The organism is Gemmata palustris, from assembly GCF_017939745.1.
Classification (GTDB): Bacteria; Planctomycetota; Planctomycetia; order Gemmatales; family Gemmataceae; genus Gemmata; species Gemmata palustris.
This window is the reverse complement of record NZ_JAGKQQ010000001.1, coordinates 3,934,212-3,956,318: the sequence shown is the minus strand read 5'-3', so window position 1 is coordinate 3,956,318 and position 22,107 is coordinate 3,934,212. Positions and strand designations below refer to the sequence as shown.

Genomic DNA, 22,107 nt, shown 5'->3' with positions numbered 1-22,107 from the left:
CCGTCCGGTGAACCGGGCGGGCTCCGTCGTTTCACCAATTCCGCACGCGCTTTCACCAACTAACCAGGAGCCGCCGTGCCCGACGACGACACCCCTCTGCCCGAGGACCGCCCGCGGGATCGGAAACCGCCGCGCCCCGAAGGTCCGCAACCCCCGCGCGACCGGGCCGGCCGGGGCGCCGATGGTGACGAACCCGACGAGCGCCCGCGGCGCCGGCGCTCCCGTGAGGACGATGACGAGGGCGACGACGATTACCCGCGCCCGCGCCGGCGCCCCCGCGAGGACGAGTACGACCCGGCGCTGAAGATGGTCGTGCCCCTCAACACCTCGGCTCTCGCCATCATCGCGGGCTACGTCGGGCTGATCTCCGTGCTGTGCCTCCCGGCCCCGTTCGCGCTGCTACTCGGTATCCTGGCGCTCGTGCATTTGAAGAAGAACCCGAAACTCGACGGGAAGGTGCGCGCGATCTTCGCCATCGTGATGGGGGGGCTTTTCAGCGCCATTTTCGTGACGATCCTGGTCGTGGCCGCTCTCGGAAAGATCAAGTGACGGTCACGCCGTGGCCGGCGCCGGGAGCGGACCGACATCGAATCTCGCGTATTTGAGGAACCCCTTCGTCGCGACGAGTGGCGCGAGCGCGCCGACCGCCAGATCGCGGACCCAGCACAACAGCCGCCCTTCTCGCTGCCCGAGCGCCCCGAACCGCCGCGACTCGCGCGTGATGGCCGTTGTGCGCGGGTACCGCTCCGCGGCGAACGCTTCCAATCCGCGGGCCGGGTCGGGGGCCGTTGCCAAACACCGTGCGAGCGCGACGGCGTCTTCGAGCGCCATGCACCCGCCCTGACCGAAGTTGGGCGTGGTCGGGTGCGCGGCGTCGCCGATCACACCGACGCGGCCCTTCGACCACACGCGCACCGGCGGGCGGTCGATGATGTCGTTACGAAAGATGCGGTCCGGAGGGGTGGTCGCGAACAGCGCGGGCGCGGGTTCGGCCCAGTCGCGGAACTCGGACGCGAGGAACGCGCGTTCGTCCGCTTCGTGGCCGTTCGGCGGGGCGTTTTTCGTTGCCCACCAGTACACGCGGTCCCCCGGCAGCGTGGTGATGCCGACCCGCTTCCCGCGCCCCCACCACTCACCGACGTACCCCGGTTCCACGCCCTCCGGGCGCGGGCAAATGCCGCGCCAGCAGGTGTACCCGGCGAACCGCGGCGCTTCGGGACCGAGAATCGCGGTCCGCACGACGGAATGAATCCCGTCGGCGCCGATTACGACATCGGCTTCGTCGCTGTGGCCCGTTGCGAATCGGACCTTTGCGCCGGCCCCACCGCCCTCGACCGCGACGCACTCCTGACCGTACCGCGCCGCGCCCGGCGGCACGTGCGCAGCGAGCGCCGAGACGAGATCCGCGCGGTGGATCATGCGAACGAACTCCGGTACGCCGAACGTGCGCTCGAGATCGTCGGCGCGCGTCCCGAGCTGCACCTTCCGCCCGCTGCGCCCCCGCACCTCGGAGCGAACCATGCGCAGGGAAACCGCGCGCACGGAATCACCGGCCCCGAGGTGGTCGAGCGCGCGGAGGGCGTTGGCCCACAGGCTGATTCCTGCGCCGACTTCCCGCAGTTCCGGCGCGCGCTCGTAGACGGCGACTTCCGCGCCGATTTTTCGGAGCGCGATCGCGGCGGACAGGCCCGCGATGCCCGATCCAATAATGATGACGCGCACTTGTTCCTCCCGTTCGGAAACGCGGCAGAGGCCCGAAGTACGAAATACGAACGCGCGCCGGGTGTGGCAGGCGCAGTTGAAGTGCGCGCGAGGGGCGACAAGCACGGACCCACGCGAACGGGAGCGATTCAAGAGGTGAAGTGGTGTGCGAAGTGTTGAAATGATGCGGACCGATCCCCGCGGCCCGGGCCGCGGGGAAGGGGAGGGCTATGTCACTCGCTGGGAACGCGGCCCGCGAAGCACTCCGCGGCCAGCCCGTGCTTGCGCTGGAGCTCGTACCCGCGGCCCATGACGGTCAGCAGTTCCGCGCGCGGGACGCCCGGGCGGTTCACAATGGCCTGGCACCGGCGCACGGCGTCCGCGCCCTGACCTTCACGCGCGGCCATCGCCGCCAGGCGCAGTTCCGCCAGTGCTCCCAACCCTTCGGGGTCCGCGGCCGCGATCGCCAGGTACCGCGACCGGGCCAGTTTGCGATCGTTGAGCCGGTCGAACCGCTCGGCCGTGTCGAACAGCATCCGCAGCGCGATCGGCCCGCGGGCGGTTTCGATGGTCGCGTCGTACAGGTCGCTCATCTGCTGCGCCATCCCGAGCTCGAGGTACACCCGGCCCATGAAGTACGCGCCCGCCGGCCCGAGCCCGCGCGCCTCATCCGCGCTGCGGATCGCGGCGAGGAGGCGCTCGCGCCGGCTCTCGGTCGGGGCAATACGGTACTGCACGAGCGCCTCGAAGAATGCGACCACGTTCGCGTGCGATTCCCGGGTGCTGAACCGGGTGTCGCGGAGCCGCTCCGTGGCGCCCTCGTCGTTGCCGGCGAGCAGGTCGCACACGATGATGCTGAGTGCGGCGGCCGAGGTCGTGTCTTTCGTGCCGCCGTCGAGCGCGGTGAGGTACGCGCGCCGCGCCAGTTCCGGGGCGTCGCCGTCGAGGTGCGTGCGCCCGATCCAGTACCAGCCGGTGTCCGCCCAGTAGGTACCCGGCGCGCGGTCGATGACTTCCAGGAACCGGGCCCGGGCGCCGATGCGGTTCCCGTCCTTGAGTTCGAGCAGGCCCAGGTTATAGGCCGCGTGCGTCACTTCCGGGGTGGTCCCCGCGTTTTCTAGCACCTGCTTGTACCCGAGCGTCGCGGCCCGGAACCGGCCGGCGCGGAGATCCACGTTCGCGAGCGTGACCCGCGTCGCCCCGATCGCCGGGTGCTCCGGAGCGAGCGCGACGATGCGCCGAAGCGCGTCGGCCGTGGCGTCCGCGTCGGTGGCGCGGGTGCCGCGCGTGAGGACCAGCGTTTCGCCCCGAATGTCCCACACGACCCCGGCCCGCTCGGTCACCGCCGAGAGCACCTCGCCGAGCGGCAGGCGCTCCACTTCGACCGGCCCGACGGTCGCGGTCAGGGCCGTGACGACATCGTTTTCGGCCCGTACCGTCAGTCCCGCCGCTTTTGCGACGGCCCGCACGACCTGGATCGCGGGGCGCACCGACAATCGGACGGTCACTTCCGGCGCGCCCTGGGCTTCCGCGTTGCGGCGGAACTCGACCAGGTCGCGCCCGGCGTCCGGGACCGGGCTCACGGGCGCGGCTTCCGTCGGGAGCCACTCGAGGCACTTGTCCGCGGTCACGTGCATGGCCGGCCACGCGAGCGCGTCCGCGTTGAGCGCGTCGATCGCGCGCCCGCCGCCGATTTCCCGCACCGCGATCTGCGCCCGCAGGTGGAGCGCGTCCTCGTAAACCTTTGATCCCCGGCACTCCGGGTGCCCGGAGCGGAGCAGCACGCGGTCCGCGATCGCGCGTGCCTCTTGCGGCGCGTCCGTCGCGATCGCGCAGCGCGCCCGGCCGAGCAGCGCCCGCGCCGACGCGGCCACATTCGTATCGGCCTCGGCCTTCTTGAACGCCGCGTTCGCGTCCTTCCACTTCCCGAGCCCCTCGAGGCACAGCGCCTCGCGGTACGCGAGCGGACCCGCGTCGGGGCCGAACGTGTTGCGCGGGGCGCTGCGGACCAGCTCCAGCGCTTCGGGGAAGGAGGCCGAGCGAATCAGCGTGTCGATGCGGGTCGCGAGGGACGTGTCCGCCGGTCCGTGCCCCGGTCCGCCCTTAGTATGAGCGTGCGCGCCTTCCGGGTGCGCGGCCGCGTGTTCCTCAGCTTCGGCCGCGGCGGCTTCGGCTGCCGCGTGCTTCATTTTGTTCGTGTACGCGATTCCCCCGGCCACTCCGCCACCCACGCATACCAGAAAGAGGGCTGCGCCCGCGAACCGCCCCGCGGTCCCGAGCACGCGGGCGAATAGTGGGGGGCGGCGACCGTGTACTGGGGCGCTCGGGGCCGCGGGGGCGCTGCTACCCTTGGCTGCAGCGGCCGCGGCTTCTGCGGCGGCCGCGGCGTCCGCTTCGGCGAGTTCGCGCTCGGCTTCGGCCTCGGCCGCGGCCCACGCCGCGAGCGCTTCTGCGGACGGGGGAGGTGGAGTGAATGTGTCGCTCATGGCGGGTAAACCGGTTGAAGTTGTACGGGGGTTGCACCAAAGGTATGATCGAAAACATGCGTTCGGGATTATTGCCAGTAATTTGGGGCAAATTTTCCCAACCCCACTCGATAACTATTTCTGTAGGCCGCGAACACCGGCACCCACACCTGAAACCGCGAGTCGAGCCATGAGAATCGAACCATCTGGAGCCCAACAAACCGCCCCCCAACAAACCCCCGCTGTCCGGTCCGCTAACCGCACGTCCGATGCGGCCCCGGTCGCAGCGCCGCAACCGGCGACCCAACCCGGTAGCACGAAAGAGTTCGCGCTGACCGGCAAGCTGGCCACGCTGCTGGCCGCCGTCCGCCAGAGCCCGGAAGTGCGCCCCGACGTCGTCGCGGTCGCCGCGGCCCGGCTCGCGGCCGGTGACTTCAATACACCCGAAGCCGCCGCCGCCGCCGCCCGGTCTATGGTGAGTGCGGGCGTGCTCCCGGCCCCCGACGTCGAGTAGTTCGCGGACCGACAAAACGACATAAACGCCGCGGCCCCGGAGAGCAATCTGCTCTCCGGGGCCGTCGGCGTTTTGGGCGCCGGATTTCGGGACACAGTGTGTCACACGTCGGGGCGGGGTGACGAAAAAATCGGGGGCAAATTTCGAGTGCCGACTTCGATAACTCATGCAGACGGGACGGACTCACCGGCCCGCAAAAAACATCCAACTCGGAGTGCCCTGCAATGGCCCTGTCAGTCGTCAACAACAACGCGTCGCTCAACGCACAGCAGAACCTGAACCGGACCAGCACCGCGCTGTCCAAGTCGCTGGAACGGCTCTCGACCGGCCTCAAGATCAACCGCGGTGCGGACGGCCCCGCCGGCCTCGTGATCTCGGAACAACAACGGGCCCAGATCGCCGGCCTCACGACCGCCATCGACAACTCGAACAAGGCCGTCTCGCTGGTGCAGACCGCCGAAGGCGCGCTGAACGAACTCAACACCCTGCTCACGAAGGCCCGCGGGTTGGCCCTCGACTCCGCTAACAGCGGCGTGCAGGACTCCGCGGCCCTCGCCGCGAACCAGTCCGAAATCACGAACGCCCTCAGCACCATCAACAACATCGCGAACACGACCAAGTTCGGTAGCAACAAGTTGCTGCTCAACGGCCAGGCCGGGGTTCTGGCGACCTCCATCACCAACCCCAGCACCCTGGGCCAGATCAAGGCCGGTGCGACGGCCCCGACCGGCAACCAGACGATCGCGGTGGGTGCGGCCGGTGGCGGTTCGATCACCGGTGCGGGTAACCTGGCGAACGTGGCACTGGACGGCTCGGTGCTGGCGTCCGGCGGTAACGTGACGGCGGGCACGGCGGCTGGGGCCGCGACCATCACCATCAGTGGTGGCGGGCTGAGCGGCTCGGTCGTCGCCAACATCCAAAACGGTGACAACGCGGCGGCCATCGCAGCAGCCGTCGGCGGGGCCCTGGGCAGCAGCTTTACGGTGAACAACACCGGTGGCGGTGCGACCCAGTTCCAGATCATCGCCGAGGACAGCAACCAGGCGGTCACCGTCACGTTCGGTGGCGCGGGCGCCGCGTCCGTGGCGACCGCCCTCGGGTTCGCCGCCTCGACGCCGTTCACCGGTGCGGCCGGGACCGCGACCCTGACCCTCACGGGCGGCGGGCTGGCCAGCGCCGGCGTCGTCGTGGATCTGTCCGCGACCAGCACCGGGGCCACGGTCGTGTCCACGGTCCAGGCCGCCCTTGATGCGGCCGCCGGGTCGGGCAACTTCACGGTGAGCGGTAGCACCGGTGCCCCGCTGGTCATCACCAGCAAGCTCAGCAGCACCGCGATCACGGCCGTGGCCGGGGCCGCGAACACCTCGACCACGACGGCCCCGGCGACGGCGACAGGGATCGCCACCACCGCCCAGGTCGGCACCACGGGTGCGAGCGTGAGCAGCACGACGGTGACCAACGGGACCGCGACCGGCGGCCGCGGCACCGGGGCGAACAACATCACCAGCGCCGCCCTCACGGGCTCGGGCACCTTGACCCTCTCTGGTGGTAGCCTGACCAACAGCGCCTCGATCGTGGTCTCCCTGGCCACCGGCGACAGCTCCGCGACCATCGTGAGCAAGGTGCAGGCGGCCCTGGACAACGCTTCCGCCAACGGCGGCGGCTCGGGCAAGTTCACGGTCAGCGGCTCCGTCGGCGGCAAGCTGACGATCCAGAGCAACGTGCTCGGCTCGGCCGCGATCAGCATCCAGTCCGACTCCGCCGCGACCGCCGCGGTGACCGGCGTGAGCAACGGCTCGGCCGACGTCGGTATCGCCGGGAACGCCCTCCGGGTGTTCGTCGGGGCGACGGAAGGCACCGTCTCGACCGGCTCGCAAGGGTTGGGCAACGCGGTGACCCTGGGCGACGCGACCACCGGCCTGACGTTCAACGTCGGGGTGGCCGGCGGGAAGGCGACCGCGGGCAGCAACACGGTGAACGTGACCGACAACTCGCTGAGCTTCCAGATCGGTGCGAACGCGGGTGAGTTCTCGAAGATCTCGATCGACAAGGTGACCGCGGACCGCCTCGGCACCGGGGTGAGCGGCCTGAACAACATCGCCACGACCGACCTGAGCTTGATCGACGTCACGACCTCGAACGGGGCCCAGGACGCGATCAAGATCATCGACCAGGCGATCACCGACGTGTCCACGATCCGTGCGAAGCTCGGGGCCTTCCAGACGAACAGCCTCGAGTCCAACACCAACAGCCTGCGGAACACCCTGGAGAACACGACCGCGGCCCAGTCGGTCATCCGCGACACGGACTTCGCGTCCGAAATCGCGAACTTCACCCGCCTCCAGACGCAGCAACAGGCCGGTGCGACGGTGCTCGGCAACGCCAACCAGACGACGGCCCTCGTCGCCCAGCTCCTCCGGGGCTAAGCGATCGGGACTAGTTGAAAAGTGATACCCAATGGACGCGGAGCGGAGGAAACTTCGCCCCGCGTCCCGTTCCGCACACTATGGTTGTCGCGTCCCGCGCTTTTCGCGCCCCACATAACTACCCCGAGGTTTCTCATGGCCATCAGTGGCGTTAACTCCAACGGACTCAACTTCGCCGGCCTGGCCACCGGTATCGATACCGCCAAGATCATCGAAGGATTGAACTCGATCAGCCAACAGCGGATCGACCGGTTCAAGGTCCAGAAGACCGAAGTCATCAGCAAACAAGCCACGTTTGCCACGCTGCAGGGCAAACTGTTCGACTTACAATCCAAAACCAATGCCCTGGCCCGATCGGGTGGCGGGGCGTTCGACGGGCGCACCGCGACCACGTCCGACAGCACGTCCCTGACCGCGACCGCAGGAACGGCCGCGGTCGCGGGCACGTACTCGCTGTCCGTCGTGAGCCTCGCGAAGGCCGCGCAGACCTCGTCCGCCGGGTTCGCCGACCCCAACGCTCAGATCAAGGAGGGGACGCTGACCCTTCAGGTCGGCAGCGGGACCGCGACGACCGTGACGGTCGACAGTCGCAACAACACGCTCCAGGGCCTGGCCGACTCGATCAACACGGCCGGGGGCGACCTCCGGGCCTCCGTGGTCAACGACGGCACGGGTGTCACCCCCTACCGGTTGCTCCTCACGTCCGCCAAGACGGGGTCGGCCAACGCCATCACCGTTACGAACAACCTGAGCACCGGCACCGGCGCCGCGATCGATCCGGGTGCCACCGTGGTCCAGGCCGCGACGGACGCCCAGGTGAAGGTCGGGAGCGGGGCCGGGGCGATCACCGTGACCAGCGCGACCAATCAGGTGAACAACCTGATTACGGGCGTCAGCCTGAACGTGCTCCAGGCGGACGCGGCCAAGACCATCACCGTGACGGTCAAGGCCGACACCGACGCCACCGTCAAGTCGGTCCAGGATTTCGTCACCTCGTACAACGCGGTGCGCGACTTCATCACCGAGCAAACCCAGTTCGACGCCGACAGTTCGACGGCCGGGGCGCTGCTCGGGAACGGCGACGTGTCCGCGCTGGCCAACGAGCTCTCGGGCGCTCTCTCGGCCACGATCCCCGGGCTGACCACCAGCTCGAACCGCCTCTCCACGGTCGGCCTCTCGTTCACCGACGAGGGGAAGCTGGCGTTCGACTCCGCGAAGTTCACCACCGCGCTGGCCACCAGCGACACCGCCCAGGCCGATTTCAAGCGCCTGTTCTCGCTCTCGGGTAAGTCGGACGCCAGCGGGGTCGATTTCCTCATCGGCACGAACAAGACCAAGCCCACGGCCGGCACGCCGTACAAGGTCAACGTGACGGCCCCGGCGACGCGCGCCGTCGTGGTCGCGTCCGGTGCCCCGGGCGCGGTGATGCTCACCCCGCCCAATAACGCCCTTCAGGTCAAACTGAACGGCCTGACCGCGGTCGGAGTGACCCTGCCGGGCGGGACGTACAGCACCCCGGAGGAGCTGATCGCCGCGGTCCAGAAGGCGATCAACTCGGCCTCGGGTTTGAACGGGAACCTCGTCACCGCCACGATCAACGGGGACGGGAAGGCCCAGATCACGACCCAGAAGTACGGGTCCGGGGCCACCATCGCGATCACCGGCGGGTCGGCCGACGTGCTCAACGCGCTCGGGTTCGCCGGTACCGAGACCGGCACCGGCACGGACGTCGCCGGGAACTTCGTGGTGAATGGCGTAACCGAAGCCGCGACCGGGTCCGGCCAGATCCTCACCGGTTCCTCGGGGAACGCCAGCACCGACGGGCTCCAGGTGACCTCGACGCTCTCCTCCGCCGGTTCTGCGAACGTAACCGTCACCCAGGGGCTGGCCAGTCGGCTCGGCTCGGTGCTCAACAAGTACCTCGACCCCGTGAACGGCCGGTTCAAGCAGATCAACGAGGTGTTCACGAAGCAGACATCGGATATCGACAAGAACGTTGCCAAGCAGCAAGCACTCGTTGACTCCAAGGCCGCTCAACTCCAGTCGCAGTTCGCTGCGATGGAGACTGCGGTGAACAACCTGAAGGGGATTCAGACCCAGCTCTCGTCCCTGACCTCGAGCGCCACGAGTTCCAAGTAACGCCCCAGTAACCCGATACGGACCTCCCCCATGAACGCCTACCGCCGTTACCAGCAGACGCAACCGGACACCGGATGGACCCGCATGGACCTGCTCCTCGCCCTGTACGACAAGGCGCTGGAGCACCTCGACCGGGCCGAGGCCGCGCTCGGCGCGGGGGACACGTCCGGGGCGGTGGCGCGCGTGAGCAAGACGCAGCACATTATCATGGCCCTGGCGGACGGGGTCCGGGTCGAGGTGAACCCCGAAGTCAACACCAACATCCTGCGGCTCTACGAGTTCGCGGTGACCACCCTGAGCAAGCCGACCGTTGAGAGCGTCGCGAGCGCGCGGAAGATCCTCCGCACGCTCCGCGAGGGGTTCGAGGCGGTCCGGGTCGAAGCGAACGAACTGGAACGTGCCGGTAAGGTTGCGGCGATGCAGAGCGGCCAGTTGGTCGCCGCGACCGCCTGAGTCAACTGTAAAAGTGTGGCGATTTTGCCGACCGGGTGAGATCGCGCAAAAGAAGTGAACGCGCCGATCGTGCGGGGTCGATAAGTTCCGTGGACCCGATCCACCGGAACGATCTACCATGATCCGCGGAATGTATAGCGCGGCCTCCGCGCTCGTGGTCGCCTCGGAACAGCAAGAGGTTACCGCCCACAATCTGGCCCACGCGACGACACCCGGGTACCGCGAGCGCGGGCTGGTGTTCGAGACCTTCGACCGCGCCCTCGGGCGCGCGACCGAACCGACCGGTGACATCACCGGCGTGCGCACCGTTCAGGCCTACAACGACTTCCGCCCCGGCGCGCTCCAACAAACCAATCACCCCTACGACCTCGCGCTCGGCGACCCCGACCGCTTCTTCGTGCTCAACGGCCCGAACGGGCCGCTCTACACCCGCAACGGGTGCTTCTTCCCGACCCCCGGGGGCCAGCTCGTCAGCCAGGGCGGGTACGCCCTCCAGAGCGAAAACGGGGCGGTCACGATCCCCCCGAACGCGAACCGGGTCGTCATCGCGTCCGACGGGAGCATCACGGCCGACGGGCAACCGCTCGGGCAGCTCCGCGTGGTGCGCTTCGCCAACCCGCAACAACTCACGGCCACGGGGCCGACGCTCTACACCGCGCCGCCCGGGGCCGGGCTCCAGGCCGCGCCCACGCAGGTGATGCAGGGGTTCCGCGAGGGCTCCAACGTGCAACCGGCCGACGCGATGGTGCGGCTCATCATCGGCGCCCGCTACTACGATGCCGCGCAGCGCGCGCTCCGCTCGCTCGCCGAAACGATTCAACTGAACACGCGCCCGCAGAACTCCTAGCTCGAAGATCTAACGTGGGCGGGTGGAACACTTTAGGTGGGCTTCCCGCGTTCCCGCGGCGCACGACTTTTCGGACCGCGCGTTTCGCATTTAACCGGAGGGTTCCCCGTGATTAAGGCCCTGTTCACCAGCGCGACTGGTATGAACGTCCAGACCACGGCGATCGACAACACGTCGAACAACATCGCCAACGTGAACACCAACGGGTTCAAGAAGGGGCAAGCGGACTTCCAGGACCTCATCTACGTGACCCAGCGCGCCCCGGGCTCGGACGCGGCCCAGGGGCTCCAGGTGCCCACCGGTCTGCAGATCGGGAGCGGGGCGCGGGTGGCGGGCATCACGAAGGTGTTCACCGAAGGCGCGCTGGTCAACACGCAGAACCCGTTCGACGTGGCCGTGGAGGGCGAAGGGTTCTTCCAGGTCACGCTGCCCAGCGGCGAACTGCGGTACACGCGCGACGGGGCGCTGCGCCTGAACGCACAGGGGAGTCTCGTCACGAGCGACGGGTTCCTGATCTCACCGCAAATCACGATCCCGACGTCCGCGGTGGCCGTTTCGGTCGGGTCCGACGGCACCATCTCGGTGCAGAACGCCGGGGCGCTCAACGCTTCGACCGTGCTGGGGCAGCTCACGCTCGTGCGGTTCCAGAACCCGGCCGGCCTCAGTGCCGAGGGGCGGAACCTGTTCGCGGAAACGGCGTCCTCCGGCGCGCCGCTCATCGCGACGCCCGGTCAGAACGGCGTCGGGCTGACGCGCCAGGGGTTCCTGGAGCGGTCCAACGTGGACGTGGTGACCGAACTCGTCAACCTGATCCTCGCGCAGCGCGCCTACGAGTTCAACACGCGCGCCGTGCGAACCGCCGATAACATGCTGGCCTCGACCACGGACCTGATCCGATAAGAAGCTCTGACTCGCTTTCGGGCGAGTGGTGCTTTCTCTTTCGTTGCGGCGCGGGTCGGGGGACTCGTGCCGCAAGACCGGAACCGCTCGCGGGGCGAGCGAACACCCGATCCCAATGGGGAGCGCACGGATGCGAATTTCTCGGTTCCTGCTCGCCCTCGTGGGCGCCGGGCTCGTTACCACAGGGGTGCGAGCGGGCGACCCAGTCACGGTGGAACTCACGGAGCGCGCGACCGTCGGGACCGCGCTGGTCACGGTCGGCGACGTCGCGGTCGTGTCCGGCGGGGACGCCGACCTCCGCGCCCGTGTGGCCCGACTCGACCTCGCGGACCTCAAGCCGCGCGACCAGAACATTGTCCTCGGGCGCCGGTCCGTCGAGTACCGAATTCAGTTGGCCGGGATCGACGCCGTGCGGGTCGTCGGGGCCGAGCGCTCGACGGTCGCGGTGGCGCGCCGGTCGGTTACGACCGAAGAAGTCGTGGCGGTGGCGCGGGCGGAACTCTTTCGCCACTCGGCAGATACGCCCGGTCTCACGATCGACCTCGCGCAACCGCTCGTGGTGAAGCTCCCTGAAGTGCCGGCGAACGAGCGCGTCTCGATTATCGCGAAGCCGCGCGCCCGGCCGGGCGCGACCGGCCGCGTGCAAATGGACATGACCATCGCCAGCGGCGGCGAAACACTACTCGCCTTCGCCATTCAGCTCGACGTGAAGTCGAGCACGCGCCCCGCCCCGGCCGCGGTGACCCCCGCCGGAGGAGCGATTACGAGCGTCTCGTCCATGCCCGGTGCCGCGATGCTGCCCGCGCCCGGGGCGGGCGCCCGGAACGAGGTCCTCGTTCGCGCCCGGCAGCGGGTGGAAGTGCTGATCCAGAGCGGCGAACTGAAGATCGTGATGGTCGGCGAAGCCCAGCAGGACGGGCGCCTCGGTCAGACCATCTTCGTGCAGAACCCCGACTCGAAGAAGCTGATCCCCGCGAAGGTCGCCGGACCCGGCAAGCTCGAAGTCGAACTCGGAGGGCAATCGCCATGAGGCGCTGGATGTTAGCTTCCGTCGGCCTGATCGCCGCGGCCGTCACGACCGGGCGGGCCGATTCGCTCTGGGAGCGGCGCGACCCGCGGTACGGGTTCCTGTTCCAGGACAACCGCGCCCGTAACATCGGCGACGTGCTCACGGTGACCATCACCGAGGCGACCGTCGCGAACGAGCAGGACCAGAAGGCCCTGACCCGCACGACCACTTCCAGCGGTCAGGTGCAGGTGTTCGGGGGCGGGCCGGTCGGTGCCGGCACCGCGGGCGGGACCGGCACCGTGACCGCGCCGGGGGTCGGGTTCGTGTACCCGAACCAGAGCAGCAACATGGCGTTCAACGGCAACGCGCAAAACACGGTCAATCGTGTGTTTACGGACCGCATGGCCGTAACGGTGGTGGACGTGATGCCCAACGGGAACCTGGTCGTCGAGGGGTACCGGAGCCGCGTCGTTCAGGGCGAGGAGCGCGTGCTGCGCATCACCGGCGTCGTGCGCCCGGCCGACATCGGGGTGGGGAACGTCATCACGTCCGGCTCGGTCGCGAACTTCCGCATCAGTTACTTGGGCCGCGGGCCGACGACGCGGACGACGAAACAGGGCTACCTCGGGCGCCTCGGCAACCTGCTGCGCCCGTAGTCGGACCCGTGGAAGATCACTTATGACCGGCGGGTCACTGGCCCGTCGGTCGTTCCCACAAGGGGGAAAACATGTACCGGCTGTTGATCGCCGCCGCCGCCGTGCTCGCGGTGACGTCCCAGGCGCCCGCACAGGTGCGGATCAAGGACGTCACCGACGTGTCGGGCGCGCGCGGGAACCAGTTGTTCGGGTTCGGGCTGGTGGTCGGGCTGGACGGCACCGGGAGCCGCAGCACGTTCACGCAGCAGATCGCGGTGGACATGCTCCAGCGCATGGGCACGACGACGCAGATCTTCAGTCAGCTCCCGGCCGAATCGGTCCTCCGCTCCACGAGCATCTCGGCGGTCATGGTGACGGCCGAGATCGGGCCGTTCGCGCGGAAGGGCGGGAAGCTGGACGTGACCGTGTCCGCGATGGACGACGCCCGCAGTCTCCAGGGCGGCACGCTGATCTTCACGCCCCTGCGCGGGGCCGACGGCAACGTGTACGCGCTGGCCCAGGGGCCGCTGTCCATCGGCGGCTTCTCGGTGACCGTGGGGGGCGGCGGCGTGCAGAAGAACCACGTGAACGTCGGGCGCATCCCGGGCGGCGCGTTCATCGAGAAGGAAGTGCCCGGCGAACTGGTCCGCGACGGGAAGGCCACGCTGCTCCTGAAGGACCCCGACTTCAACACGTCGCGCTTGATCGCGAAGACGATCAACGAGCGCTACCCCGGAACCGCGAGCGCGGCCGACCCCGGCGCGGTGGTGCTGTGCCAGCCGACCGACCTGAGCAAGTCGGCGACCCAGTTCATCGCGGAGGTCGGGCTCCTGGAGGTGCGCCCGGACGCGCCGGCCCGGGTCGTCATTAACGAGCGCACGGGCACCGTGGTGGCCGGGGAGCACGTCTCCATCTCCCCCACAGCGGTGGCACACGGGAACCTGTACATCGGGATCTCGATCAACCCGCTCGTGTCGCAACCGGCGCCGTTTTCCGGTGGGGTGACCACCGTTGTACCGCGCGTGCAGACCGCCAGTAGCGAGCAGCAGGCGCGGCTCATCCCGCTCCCGAAGGCCGCCACGGTCGCGGACGTCGCGCGGGCCATGAACGCCCTTGGGGTCAGCCCGCGCGACCTGATCGCCATCTTCCAGGCCATGAAGAAGGCCGGGGCGCTCCACGCGGAACTGCTGATCGAGTGAGTCGGGAGTTCCAAGTTTCCGGGTTCCACGTTCCAAGTTGAATACCAAGCGATGGCGAGAACCGCCGCGTTGGGATTTGGTCTTGGAACTCTGGAACGGGAAACTTGGAACTCGGCCTTTGAAACCAATTTTCAAACAGGAGGGGAAAATTATGATCGGGACGGAAAGTATTGCGTCTATGACCACAATTTCAGACCCCTACGCGGCCAAGTATGGTGCTACGGTTCAGAGCAAGGAAGAAGCGCGTCTCAAGAACATGGCCGGCGAGATGGAGGCCACCTTCCTCTCGATGCTGTTGAAGGAGATGCGCCAGACGCTCGACCCCGATGAGGGGGGCGGCATGTTCCCCGGCGACTCCGGTGACGTGCAGGGCGGTTTGTTCGATCTGTACTTGGGTCGGCACCTCGCCGATGGCGGGGGAATCGGGCTGGCGGCGACGCTGGTCCGACAGATGCAAACCGCCGGCGCCGTGCCGAAGCCGGTAACCCCAACTGATGCACACCGTGCCCCAACAGCTTTCGACCACCACCGCGACGTTCCTCCAGCACCTGCGGGTTGAGGAGCAGTTCCTCGCGGACGTACTGGCCAAGGCGAACGACGTGTACGCGGCCCTGCGCCGGGGCGACCTGGCGGCCGCGACCGAAATAACCACGCAACTGAACGCGGACGCCGCCGGGCTGCGGGCCGCGTCCGCACAGCGGGCCGCGGTCGCCGAGCACCTCGCCCGGGCCCTCGGCCTCCCCACAAAAGACCTGAAACTCTCGGCCCTTGTTGAGAGCCTGCCCGACCCGCTCGGCGCCGAAGTCGGCGCGGCGCGGGACCGGCTCACCGCGGTGACCACCGACCTCACGGCGGTTCAGACGCGGAACGCAAATCTTCTCGGGCACCTTCGATCTTTTTTTCGAGACGTGTTGGCCGACCTCACGGCGGACGACACTCCGGCGCGTTACGGCCCCTCTGGTAACTGGCTGGCCCCGTCCGCCGGCTCAGCGCTCTTGACACCCGGATACCCTCAATGAACGCTCTCAGCATCGGTACCTCGGCGCTCCAGACGGCGCAAAAGGCGATGGCCCTGGTGGGCCAGAACATCGCCAACGCCACGACCCCCGGGTACCACCGGCAGTCGGTCAACTTCACCAACAGCGTGACGGGCGCACAGGGCTCGGGCGTGGACATCGCGTCCATCACGCGCTACACCGCGGCCCCGGTCCGCACGGCGATCGTGAGCGGGAACGCGAACGACGGGTACTACGCGGCCCAGCTCGCGACGCGCCGGCAGATCGAAACGACCCTCGCCGGCGGCGAGAGCGGCGTCGGCGACCGGCTCGACAGCCTGTTCAACCAGGTCGAACAACTGACCTCCCAGCCCGACAGCCTGGCGTCGCGCCGGGCGATCATCACGGCCGCGGGCTCGGTCGCGCAGCAACTGAACTCCACGGCGGGCGACATCGACCGGCTCCGCGCGGACATCAACAAGCAGGTCACCGCGACCGTGACCGAGGTGAACGACTACGCCACCAAGATCGCGGACCTGAACAACCGCATCCTGACGACCGAGAACCGCGGGAACCCGACCAACGACCTCCGCGACCAGCGCGACCAGCTCATCGACGAGCTCTCGAAGCGGGTCGACATCAAGACCGTCGAGCAGCCGTCCGGCGAGATCAACGTGCTCGCGTCCGGGGCGGCGATCGTCGTCGGCCAGTACGCCAACAAGTTCCAGGCGGCGAACGACGCGACGGGCAACGTCGTCATCACCCAGCAGGGGGTGGCGCAACCGGTCACGTTCAAATCGGGCACCCTGGGCGCCCTGGTGCAGGACCACAACACCACCATCCCCGCGATCCGCGCCCGCCTCGACGGGGTCGCCGGGCAACTGATCCAACGGGCGAACCAGGTACAGGCGACGGGCCTGGGCTCGAGCGGCCCGCTCGCCTCGACGAGCGGCACGAACGCGGTCTCGGACCCCACGGTGCCCCTCAACACGGCGGCCCTCCCGTTCGCGGTCCAGGCCGGAACGCTGACCGTGAGCGTGACCAACAGTAACGTGATCCCCAGTACCCGCACGAACACGGCGATCGCGATCAACCCGGCGACCCAGAGCCTGAACGACATCGCGACCGCGCTCGGCGCCGTCCCGGGGCTCCAGGCGTCGGTCGATCCCACGACAAACACGCTCCAGATCCAGGGGCAGGCGGGCTTCACCTTCGACTTCGCCGGGCGCGATTCCGTCCCGGCCGGGTCCGGTACGGTGGCCAACTCGGACACCTCGAACCTGCTGTCCGCGCTCGGCGTGAACGGGCTGTTCGTCGGGTCGAACGCGGCCGGCATCGCGGTGAACCCGGCGGTCTCGAGCAACCCCGGCCTGCTCGCGGCGTCCCGCACCGGGCTGCCGGGCGACGGCACCAACCTGGAGCGCCTCGGGGCGATCCGGGACCAGCAGGCGTTCGGCACCCGCACCCTGACGGAAGAGTTCGCCGACATCGCCGCCACGCTCGGCACCGACATCAACAACATCAGCGACCAGCAGACGGCCCAGTCCGGCACGCTCCAGAACTTGAACAACCAGGAACTGTCCGTCACGGGCGTGGACACGAACGAAGAGCTGCTGCACCTGCTCGACTTCCAGCGCCAGATCCAGGGCGCGTCGAAATACCTGTCGGTCGTCAACACCGCTCTGGACTCGCTCCTCGCGATCCTCCCGTAATAATTAAGGTAGCACCCCCATGAACCTCCGCGTAACAGCACAATCCCGGACCGGCGACGCGATCGCGAACATCCGCACGCGGAGCGCCGAGCTCGCCAAGTTCCAGGACCAGGTCTCGTCCGGCGTGCGGATCAAGCGCGCCTCCGACGACCCCGGCGCGTACCCGCAACTGGCCCGGGCGAAGTCCGCCTCGGCCCGCCTGGACTCCTACTCCCAGAGTATTTCCGCTTCCACCGCCACGCTCAACGCCGGCGTCAGCGCCCTGCAGGACGTGACCGACGTGCTGACGCAGGCCCGGCAGATCGCGATCGAGGGCGCCAGCGCCGACACCGCGGGCGAGCCGGCGAACCGCGAGGCCCTGGCGACCCAGGTGGACGGGCTCATTAACCGGGCGCTCCAGACCTTGAACGCCCGCCCCGACGGGCAGACCCTGTTCGCCGGCACCGCGACCGACACGGCCCCGTTCCGCGTCGCCACCACGGACGCCGCCGGGCGCCCCGCGACGATCGCCTACGACGGCTCGACCGACCGGGCGCGCACGATCACCGGCCGCAACACGACCACGGACACCCGCTACGTCGGGAGCGAAGTGTTCCAGCAGCCCGGGGCGGACACGTTCGCGTCCCTCATCGCGCTGCGGGACGAACTGCGCAACAACCCGTCCACCGGGCCGGCCTACTCCCAGGCCATGAACCAGCGGCTCACGGACCTCGACGCGGCCCGCACCGCGATCGGCCAAACGACCGGGGAGCAGGCCTCGAACCTCGCGACCCTCGAATCGCAGGGCACGGTCGTCAGCAACGCGAAACTGGACTCGGACTCGCGCGTCAACGAACTGGTCGTCACGGACTTCCCGATGGCGATCGTGAAAATCCAGGAGCAGAAGACCGCGCTCGACGCGATCTACGCCGTGACCGCGCAGCTCGCCGACCCGGGGCTCCTCGACTTCATTGGCCGGTAACCTCGGAATCGACCCGCCCGGCGCTCGAAGGCACACTTTGTGTGCCTTCATTCTTTTAATGCGCTCTCCCGCGCGTCAGGGCCGTTGAAAGTGTGGATGTGGGTGAGAGCGCACAGGGCTCCCGCCCGGTGCTACGAAAGTCGGCCCATCCGGAGCGAAAGCAAGGGCTTCCGCCGCGGAGGGCGGCGCGTTCTTTCGCTTTACGCCGGCAGCGCCGAGCCGAAGAACCGGAGCCAGTTGCCGTAGAAGATGCCGTCGATGTCGGCCGAACTGTACCCGCGGCGCGCGAGGATGTCTTCCAGCTTGTGAACGTCGGTGATCGTGTCGAGGTCGCGCGGGGTCTGCTCGGTGCCGAACCCGCCGTCGAGGTCGGTACCGAGAGCGATGTGGCGCGCGTTACCCGCGAACTGACAGATCCGGTCCATGTGATCGACGATCGCTTCCAGCCCCACCACCGCGGGCTGCGTTTCCCCGCGGACCCAATTCGGGTACATCATCCACGCATCGAAGGCCGAACCGATCACCGCGTTACGCTTGATGAGTTCCTTCACCTGCTCGTCGGTCAGTTGCCGGTCGCCGGGAACGAGTGCCCGCAAGTTGTGGTGGCTCGCGAGCATCGGCCCGTCGTACACGTCCATCGCGGTCCAGAACGACTGGTCCGAGAGGTGCGTCACGTCGAGAATCATCCCGACCTTCATGAACTCCTTCAGGAGCTTCACGCCCGCGGGCGTCATCGGCCCATCGACGGCCGTGCCGAAGGCGTACTGCCCCAACCCGTAGTGCGCGGGGCCGACCGCACGCAACCCCAGCCCGAACCAGTGCGCCACTTGCTCCGGCGCTACGATCGGGTCCGCGCCCTCCATGCTCAGGATGATCCCGAGCGGGGTGTTATTTGGGTCCGCTTCCCATGCCTTCCAGTGCGCGGCAAGTTCGCCGCGGGTGTGAATGAACTTCAGGTGCCCCTGCGCTTCCAGGAGCCGGTAATAGCCGAGCGAGCCGAAGGCGTGGGAGTACGCGATGTGCTGCGTGGCGTAGTCGATGTCGCCGCGCTTGAAGCCCCAGCGGGTCGCGGCGTCCGGGCCGCTGCGGGCCAGAACCGTCGCGACGCAGACGGGCACGCGGCACCGCTTGAGTTCGGGGAACGTAACCGTTCCGCGCCCGCGGCCCTTGATGTCGGTGAAGTTCTTTTCGACTTCACGCAGTTCGTCAACGGTCAGGAACAGGTTGCGGTTGTAATTGAGAGCGTTGAGGGCGAGGTCGAGGTGGGCGTCGATCATCGGTCGCATGTGCGAAACTCACGGGGATTCGGGGGTGGGGTGGCATTCTATCCCCCGCCCGCGTAGCCGCCCTCGTGAAGTGCGCGCCGGGCCATCACGTCGTTCTTCTGGTGGTTGCAACTCTGCCCGGTCGCGGATTCCAGCTTGTTCCAGTACCCGATGGCGCGGTCGTACATTTCGGGGCGCTCGCGCCCCAATCGCTCGCACAACCGGGCCAGGGTCTCGAACACCCACGGGTCGGACGTGCCGCGTGCCTGTGCCAGTTTCTCGATTTGGCGCAGCGGGCGGTAGCACAGGTCGAGGAGCGCGACCGCTTCGTAGAGCCGGTAGAGCTCGCGCAGCAGCTCGGGGCCGTCCGGTCGGGTGCGGATCGCGCGATCGAGGACCGTGAACGCATCGTCCAGGCGCCCCGCGGTGCGCAGGCTCCGGGCGCTCGTCGTTTCGGGCGTGTCGAGCCAGAACCGGCGGAGCCGGTCGCGCTGCGCGCCGAGCCACCCGCCGAGGCCGCTCTTCGGCTCCTGCACCGGGAGCGGTTGCTTCTTCAGCCAGTTTTCGAGCTGCTGGCCGCGCGCGTGGAGCGCGAGGATATCGAGGCTGGAACCCGGATCGGGTGCTCCCCCCAACCCGTCGGTCGAGGCGGGCAGGTCCGTGAGTATCGACGACTCGCTCAGTGGCGGGCGCTCGCGCGAGCCGGTGAGGGCCGGGAGCGCCGCGCGTTCGGCCGTGGGGGGGCGGATCTCAATGCGCACCACGAGCGGCCCGATGAGCAACTCGTCGCCGTCCGTCACGCGGGCGAAGTGGTTCACCGCCTTGCGGTTCCGGCCGAGGGCCTTCTTCGAGAGGGTGTGAATGTACCAGGTGCCCGCGTGCGAAGCCAAAAGCGCGCCCAGGCGCGAGAGCCGCGTATCGGACAACTGGACGTGGCACCCTTCGAGCCGGCCGAACAGGAGGTCGTGATCGACCGCCCGGCACTCTTCCATGCCGTCCGGGTTCGTGATGTACGCGAAGCAATCGGGGGGCGCGCCCTCTTCTTCGGCCTCGGATTCGTCGTCGGGGGCCGTGTTGGGAGCGAGGAACGTGAACCGGCTCTCGCCGATCGCGAGCAGATCCCCCTTCCGGGGGGTTACGCGCTGGGCCGCACGCAGCGGCCGGCGGTTGAACCGAACGCCCTCGTCGGACAGCCCGAACAGTGCCCACCCGGTCGGGTAGCGCACCGCGAGCGCGGCCAAGTACGGGCTGTCGTCCGTCAAAACATCGGCGTGTTCGGCCGCGCCGATCAGGGCACGTTCCGGGGGTAGTTTGACGATCTCCCCGGTGCGCACGTTTTGTAGGTGAAAGTCCATCTCGTCGGTCCGGTCGGGCGAAATGGATGATCCGCGCGGTCGTCGGGAGTTAGTCGGGGCGAAGTGAGACGACTCAGATTAGTATACCTCACATCCGGCCGCGCTTGCAAAATTCACTCTTACCGCACAATCCAGAAGACGAACAAGGCCACAATCAGGGCAAAAACGAGCAAAACGAGCGGGCGCCGGACCAGCGAAGCGACCCGCTCGCCGAACGGGTGGGCGGGTCCGGGCGTCGGGCGCAGGTGCGCGGGGAGAAACACGCGCTCAAAAACCGTGAGAACCGGCCCGAACACGCGGTCCAGCGGTCCGCGCGACTCCATTTCAGCCGACGCGATGGGCCGCGGGGCCTGAATCGGGGCGGCTTGGGCGGATTTCGACCTGTGCACCGGTTTTGCGGATCGTGCCGGCGCGTCGTCCGCCGGGAGCAGTTCCCGGAACTCCGCGATCAATTCCGTTGCCGTTCCGCGATCGTCCGCGCGCTTCGCCATCATTCTCTGAAGGAGCCAGCTCAGTTCCTGTGGGACGTTCGAGTTAAAGTCGGTCGCCGACGGGATCGGCGCGCGGGAGTGCGCCTTCATAAACGCGACCGCGTCCCGGCCCTCGACTTCGTAGGGCGGCCGACCCGTGAGCGCGTAGAACAGCGTCCCGCCGAGTGCGTAGAGGTCGGACGAGGGAACGACGCGCTCCGCCCACTGCTCGGGTGGGGCGTACTCGCGGGTGCCGACGAAGATGCGCCGGCCGCTTTTGGACCCCGTGGCCCCCTCGACCGTCCCGACCGCGCCGAGGTCGAGTAACTTGGCCGCGGTCTCGTTGGGGCGCGTGCCGGCTTCCGGGGGCGGGCCGAGCGGGATCACGTTCGCGGGCTTCACGTCCCGGTGAATGAACCCGTTCTGGTGAACGACCGCGAGCCCGCCGAGCAGGTCGATCGCCCACTTCACCGCGAACGGCCACGGCACGGGACCGGACCAGCGGACCAACCGGTGCAGGTCGGTTCCGTCCACGAGTTCCATCGCGATGAGGTACTCGTCGGTCGGCTTGTTGTCCTCGTCGCGGACGCGCTCGTACAGGTAGAACCGCGCGACGCCGGGGTGCTGGATCTTCATCATCGCGCGGGCCTCTTGCTCGAACCGCGCCCGGCTCGTCTCGGTGTCGCGCGTGAGGGTCTTCACCGCGACGAACCGGGCCGGGTTCAGTTGGCGCCCGCGATAAACCTCGCCCTGACCGCCCTCGCCGAGTTTGTCCAGCAGTAAAAACTGGTTCACGGTCAGTTGCCGGGCGATCGGGGTTTCGTCCCCTTCGAGCCACAAATCAATGACCCCGCGCTGGTACTCGGTCAGTCCGGGCGGCACCTCGGCCGTGTCCCCGGCCCCCGCCGTGTACCATTCGGGCGGGTGGGCGGTGAGGGCGTCGAGAACCGCGACCGGGTAGTCCCCTCCGGCGCGCACCGCGCGCTCCCAGCGCGTGCGGCTGACGATCCGGCACCCGATCAGGACGTTCGCGAGGTCCGAGAGCGTTCGCATTCTTCGAC

19 protein-coding genes are annotated in these 22,107 nt (G+C 68.4%); 14 read left to right on the top strand and 5 right to left on the bottom strand.

All coding sequences use genetic code 11. The features are described from left to right. The first annotated feature begins 75 nt into the window (after window positions 1-75). Window positions 76-549 carry a DUF4190 domain-containing protein gene (locus tag J8F10_RS16300; RefSeq protein ID WP_210655338.1) on the top strand — a complete coding sequence of 158 codons (474 nt, stop codon included), beginning with the start codon at window positions 76-78 and terminating at the stop codon, window positions 547-549. A 3-nt stretch (window positions 550-552) separates the two neighbouring features. Here J8F10_RS16300 and J8F10_RS16295 read toward each other — a convergent pair whose 3' ends face one another. Together J8F10_RS16295 and J8F10_RS16290 are read right to left on the bottom strand one after the other, a co-directional pair. Further along, window positions 553-1,722: an FAD-dependent monooxygenase gene (locus J8F10_RS16295; RefSeq protein WP_210655336.1), complete on the bottom strand. Its 1,170-nt coding sequence runs from the start codon at window positions 1,720-1,722 to the stop codon at window positions 553-555. Between the two features lie 212 nt (window positions 1,723-1,934). Further along, window positions 1,935-4,187: a tetratricopeptide repeat protein gene (locus tag J8F10_RS16290; RefSeq protein WP_210655334.1), complete on the bottom strand. Its 2,253-nt coding sequence runs from the start codon at window positions 4,185-4,187 to the stop codon at window positions 1,935-1,937. A gap of 169 nt (window positions 4,188-4,356) precedes the next feature. On the opposite strand from J8F10_RS16290, the gene J8F10_RS16285 reads away from it, so the two are divergent. From J8F10_RS16285 to J8F10_RS16225, 13 genes are all read left to right on the top strand, one after another. Continuing rightward, a complete protein-coding gene (locus J8F10_RS16285) occupies window positions 4,357-4,680 on the top strand; it encodes a hypothetical protein (protein ID WP_210655332.1) in 324 nt (107 codons plus the stop codon). A 224-nt stretch (window positions 4,681-4,904) separates the two neighbouring features. Beyond that, window positions 4,905-7,106, top strand: coding sequence for a flagellin N-terminal helical domain-containing protein (locus J8F10_RS16280; protein ID WP_210655330.1), 2,202 nt, complete (start codon window positions 4,905-4,907; stop codon window positions 7,104-7,106). Window positions 7,107-7,241: 135 nt separating this feature from the next. Then, on the top strand, window positions 7,242-9,245 hold the full coding sequence (gene fliD, locus J8F10_RS16275) for a flagellar filament capping protein FliD (protein ID WP_210655328.1): 2,004 nt from the start codon (window positions 7,242-7,244) through the stop codon (window positions 9,243-9,245). Between the two features lie 30 nt (window positions 9,246-9,275). After that, window positions 9,276-9,698: a flagellar export chaperone FliS gene (locus J8F10_RS16270; RefSeq protein WP_210655326.1), complete on the top strand. Its 423-nt coding sequence runs from the start codon at window positions 9,276-9,278 to the stop codon at window positions 9,696-9,698. Between the two features lie 118 nt (window positions 9,699-9,816). Beyond that, the gene (locus tag J8F10_RS16265) at window positions 9,817-10,545 is read left to right on the top strand and encodes a flagellar hook-basal body protein (protein WP_210655323.1); all 729 of its coding nucleotides are present in this window, start codon (window positions 9,817-9,819) and stop codon (window positions 10,543-10,545) included. 108 nt (window positions 10,546-10,653) lie between these two features. Beyond that, window positions 10,654-11,445, top strand: coding sequence for a flagellar basal-body rod protein FlgG (gene flgG, locus J8F10_RS16260; RefSeq protein WP_210655321.1), 792 nt, complete (start codon window positions 10,654-10,656; stop codon window positions 11,443-11,445). Window positions 11,446-11,575: 130 nt separating this feature from the next. After that, window positions 11,576-12,475 carry a flagella basal body P-ring formation protein FlgA gene (locus J8F10_RS16255; protein WP_210655319.1) on the top strand — a complete coding sequence of 300 codons (900 nt, stop codon included), beginning with the start codon at window positions 11,576-11,578 and terminating at the stop codon, window positions 12,473-12,475. Window positions 12,476-12,483: 8 nt separating this feature from the next. Beyond that, window positions 12,484-13,110 (top strand): flagellar basal body L-ring protein FlgH, encoded by a 627-nt coding sequence (locus tag J8F10_RS16250; RefSeq protein ID WP_210655317.1) that lies wholly within the window; start codon window positions 12,484-12,486, stop codon window positions 13,108-13,110. 71 nt (window positions 13,111-13,181) lie between these two features. Beyond that, a complete protein-coding gene (locus J8F10_RS16245) occupies window positions 13,182-14,288 on the top strand; it encodes a flagellar basal body P-ring protein FlgI (RefSeq protein ID WP_210655315.1) in 1,107 nt (368 codons plus the stop codon). 178 nt (window positions 14,289-14,466) lie between these two features. Further along, complete coding sequence (locus tag J8F10_RS16240; RefSeq protein ID WP_210655312.1) at window positions 14,467-14,847, top strand: rod-binding protein; 381 nt, start codon at window positions 14,467-14,469, stop codon at window positions 14,845-14,847. Beyond that, entirely contained in the window at window positions 14,783-15,307 is a 525-nt protein-coding gene (gene flgN / locus J8F10_RS16235) for a flagellar export chaperone FlgN (RefSeq protein WP_210655309.1), read from the top strand. The genes J8F10_RS16240 and flgN overlap by 65 nt, the downstream gene beginning before the upstream one ends. Continuing rightward, the gene (flgK, locus tag J8F10_RS16230) at window positions 15,304-16,995 is read left to right on the top strand and encodes a flagellar hook-associated protein FlgK (RefSeq protein ID WP_210655307.1); all 1,692 of its coding nucleotides are present in this window, start codon (window positions 15,304-15,306) and stop codon (window positions 16,993-16,995) included. The genes flgN and flgK overlap by 4 nt, the downstream gene beginning before the upstream one ends. A gap of 19 nt (window positions 16,996-17,014) precedes the next feature. Beyond that, window positions 17,015-17,956, top strand: a complete 942-nt coding sequence (locus J8F10_RS16225; protein WP_210655305.1) for a flagellin N-terminal helical domain-containing protein — start codon at window positions 17,015-17,017, stop codon at window positions 17,954-17,956. Between the two features lie 200 nt (window positions 17,957-18,156). Here J8F10_RS16225 and J8F10_RS16220 read toward each other — a convergent pair whose 3' ends face one another. The 3 genes from J8F10_RS16220 to J8F10_RS16210 form a co-directional block, all read right to left on the bottom strand. Continuing rightward, window positions 18,157-19,242 carry a dipeptidase gene (locus tag J8F10_RS16220; RefSeq protein WP_210655303.1) on the bottom strand — a complete coding sequence of 362 codons (1,086 nt, stop codon included), beginning with the start codon at window positions 19,240-19,242 and terminating at the stop codon, window positions 18,157-18,159. A gap of 38 nt (window positions 19,243-19,280) precedes the next feature. After that, entirely contained in the window at window positions 19,281-20,576 is a 1,296-nt protein-coding gene (locus J8F10_RS16215) for an FHA domain-containing protein (RefSeq protein WP_210655301.1), read from the bottom strand. A gap of 119 nt (window positions 20,577-20,695) precedes the next feature. Then, a complete protein-coding gene (locus J8F10_RS16210; RefSeq protein ID WP_210655299.1) occupies window positions 20,696-22,099 on the bottom strand; it encodes a serine/threonine-protein kinase in 1,404 nt (467 codons plus the stop codon). Window positions 22,100-22,107: the final 8 nt, after the last annotated feature.

Coding starts and splice junctions, on each gene's coding strand:
- J8F10_RS16280 (WP_210655330.1), top strand. CDS start 4,905: ATGGCCCTGTCAGTCGTCAACAACAACGCGTCGCTCAACGCACAGCAG.
- J8F10_RS16250 (WP_210655317.1), top strand. CDS start 12,484: ATGTTAGCTTCCGTCGGCCTGATCGCCGCGGCCGTCACGACCGGGCGG.
- flgK (WP_210655307.1), top strand. CDS start 15,304: ATGAACGCTCTCAGCATCGGTACCTCGGCGCTCCAGACGGCGCAAAAG.
- J8F10_RS16220 (WP_210655303.1), bottom strand. CDS start 19,242: ATGCGACCGATGATCGACGCCCACCTCGACCTCGCCCTCAACGCTCTC.
- fliD (WP_210655328.1), top strand. CDS start 7,242: ATGGCCATCAGTGGCGTTAACTCCAACGGACTCAACTTCGCCGGCCTG.
- J8F10_RS16270 (WP_210655326.1), top strand. CDS start 9,276: ATGAACGCCTACCGCCGTTACCAGCAGACGCAACCGGACACCGGATGG.
- J8F10_RS16265 (WP_210655323.1), top strand. CDS start 9,817: ATGATCCGCGGAATGTATAGCGCGGCCTCCGCGCTCGTGGTCGCCTCG.
- J8F10_RS16210 (WP_210655299.1), bottom strand. CDS start 22,099: ATGCGAACGCTCTCGGACCTCGCGAACGTCCTGATCGGGTGCCGGATC.
- J8F10_RS16255 (WP_210655319.1), top strand. CDS start 11,576: ATGCGAATTTCTCGGTTCCTGCTCGCCCTCGTGGGCGCCGGGCTCGTT.
- flgN (WP_210655309.1), top strand. CDS start 14,783: ATGCACACCGTGCCCCAACAGCTTTCGACCACCACCGCGACGTTCCTC.
- J8F10_RS16245 (WP_210655315.1), top strand. CDS start 13,182: ATGTACCGGCTGTTGATCGCCGCCGCCGCCGTGCTCGCGGTGACGTCC.
- J8F10_RS16285 (WP_210655332.1), top strand. CDS start 4,357: ATGAGAATCGAACCATCTGGAGCCCAACAAACCGCCCCCCAACAAACC.
- J8F10_RS16215 (WP_210655301.1), bottom strand. CDS start 20,576: ATGGACTTTCACCTACAAAACGTGCGCACCGGGGAGATCGTCAAACTA.
- J8F10_RS16225 (WP_210655305.1), top strand. CDS start 17,015: ATGAACCTCCGCGTAACAGCACAATCCCGGACCGGCGACGCGATCGCG.
- J8F10_RS16240 (WP_210655312.1), top strand. CDS start 14,467: ATGACCACAATTTCAGACCCCTACGCGGCCAAGTATGGTGCTACGGTT.
- J8F10_RS16290 (WP_210655334.1), bottom strand. CDS start 4,187: ATGAGCGACACATTCACTCCACCTCCCCCGTCCGCAGAAGCGCTCGCG.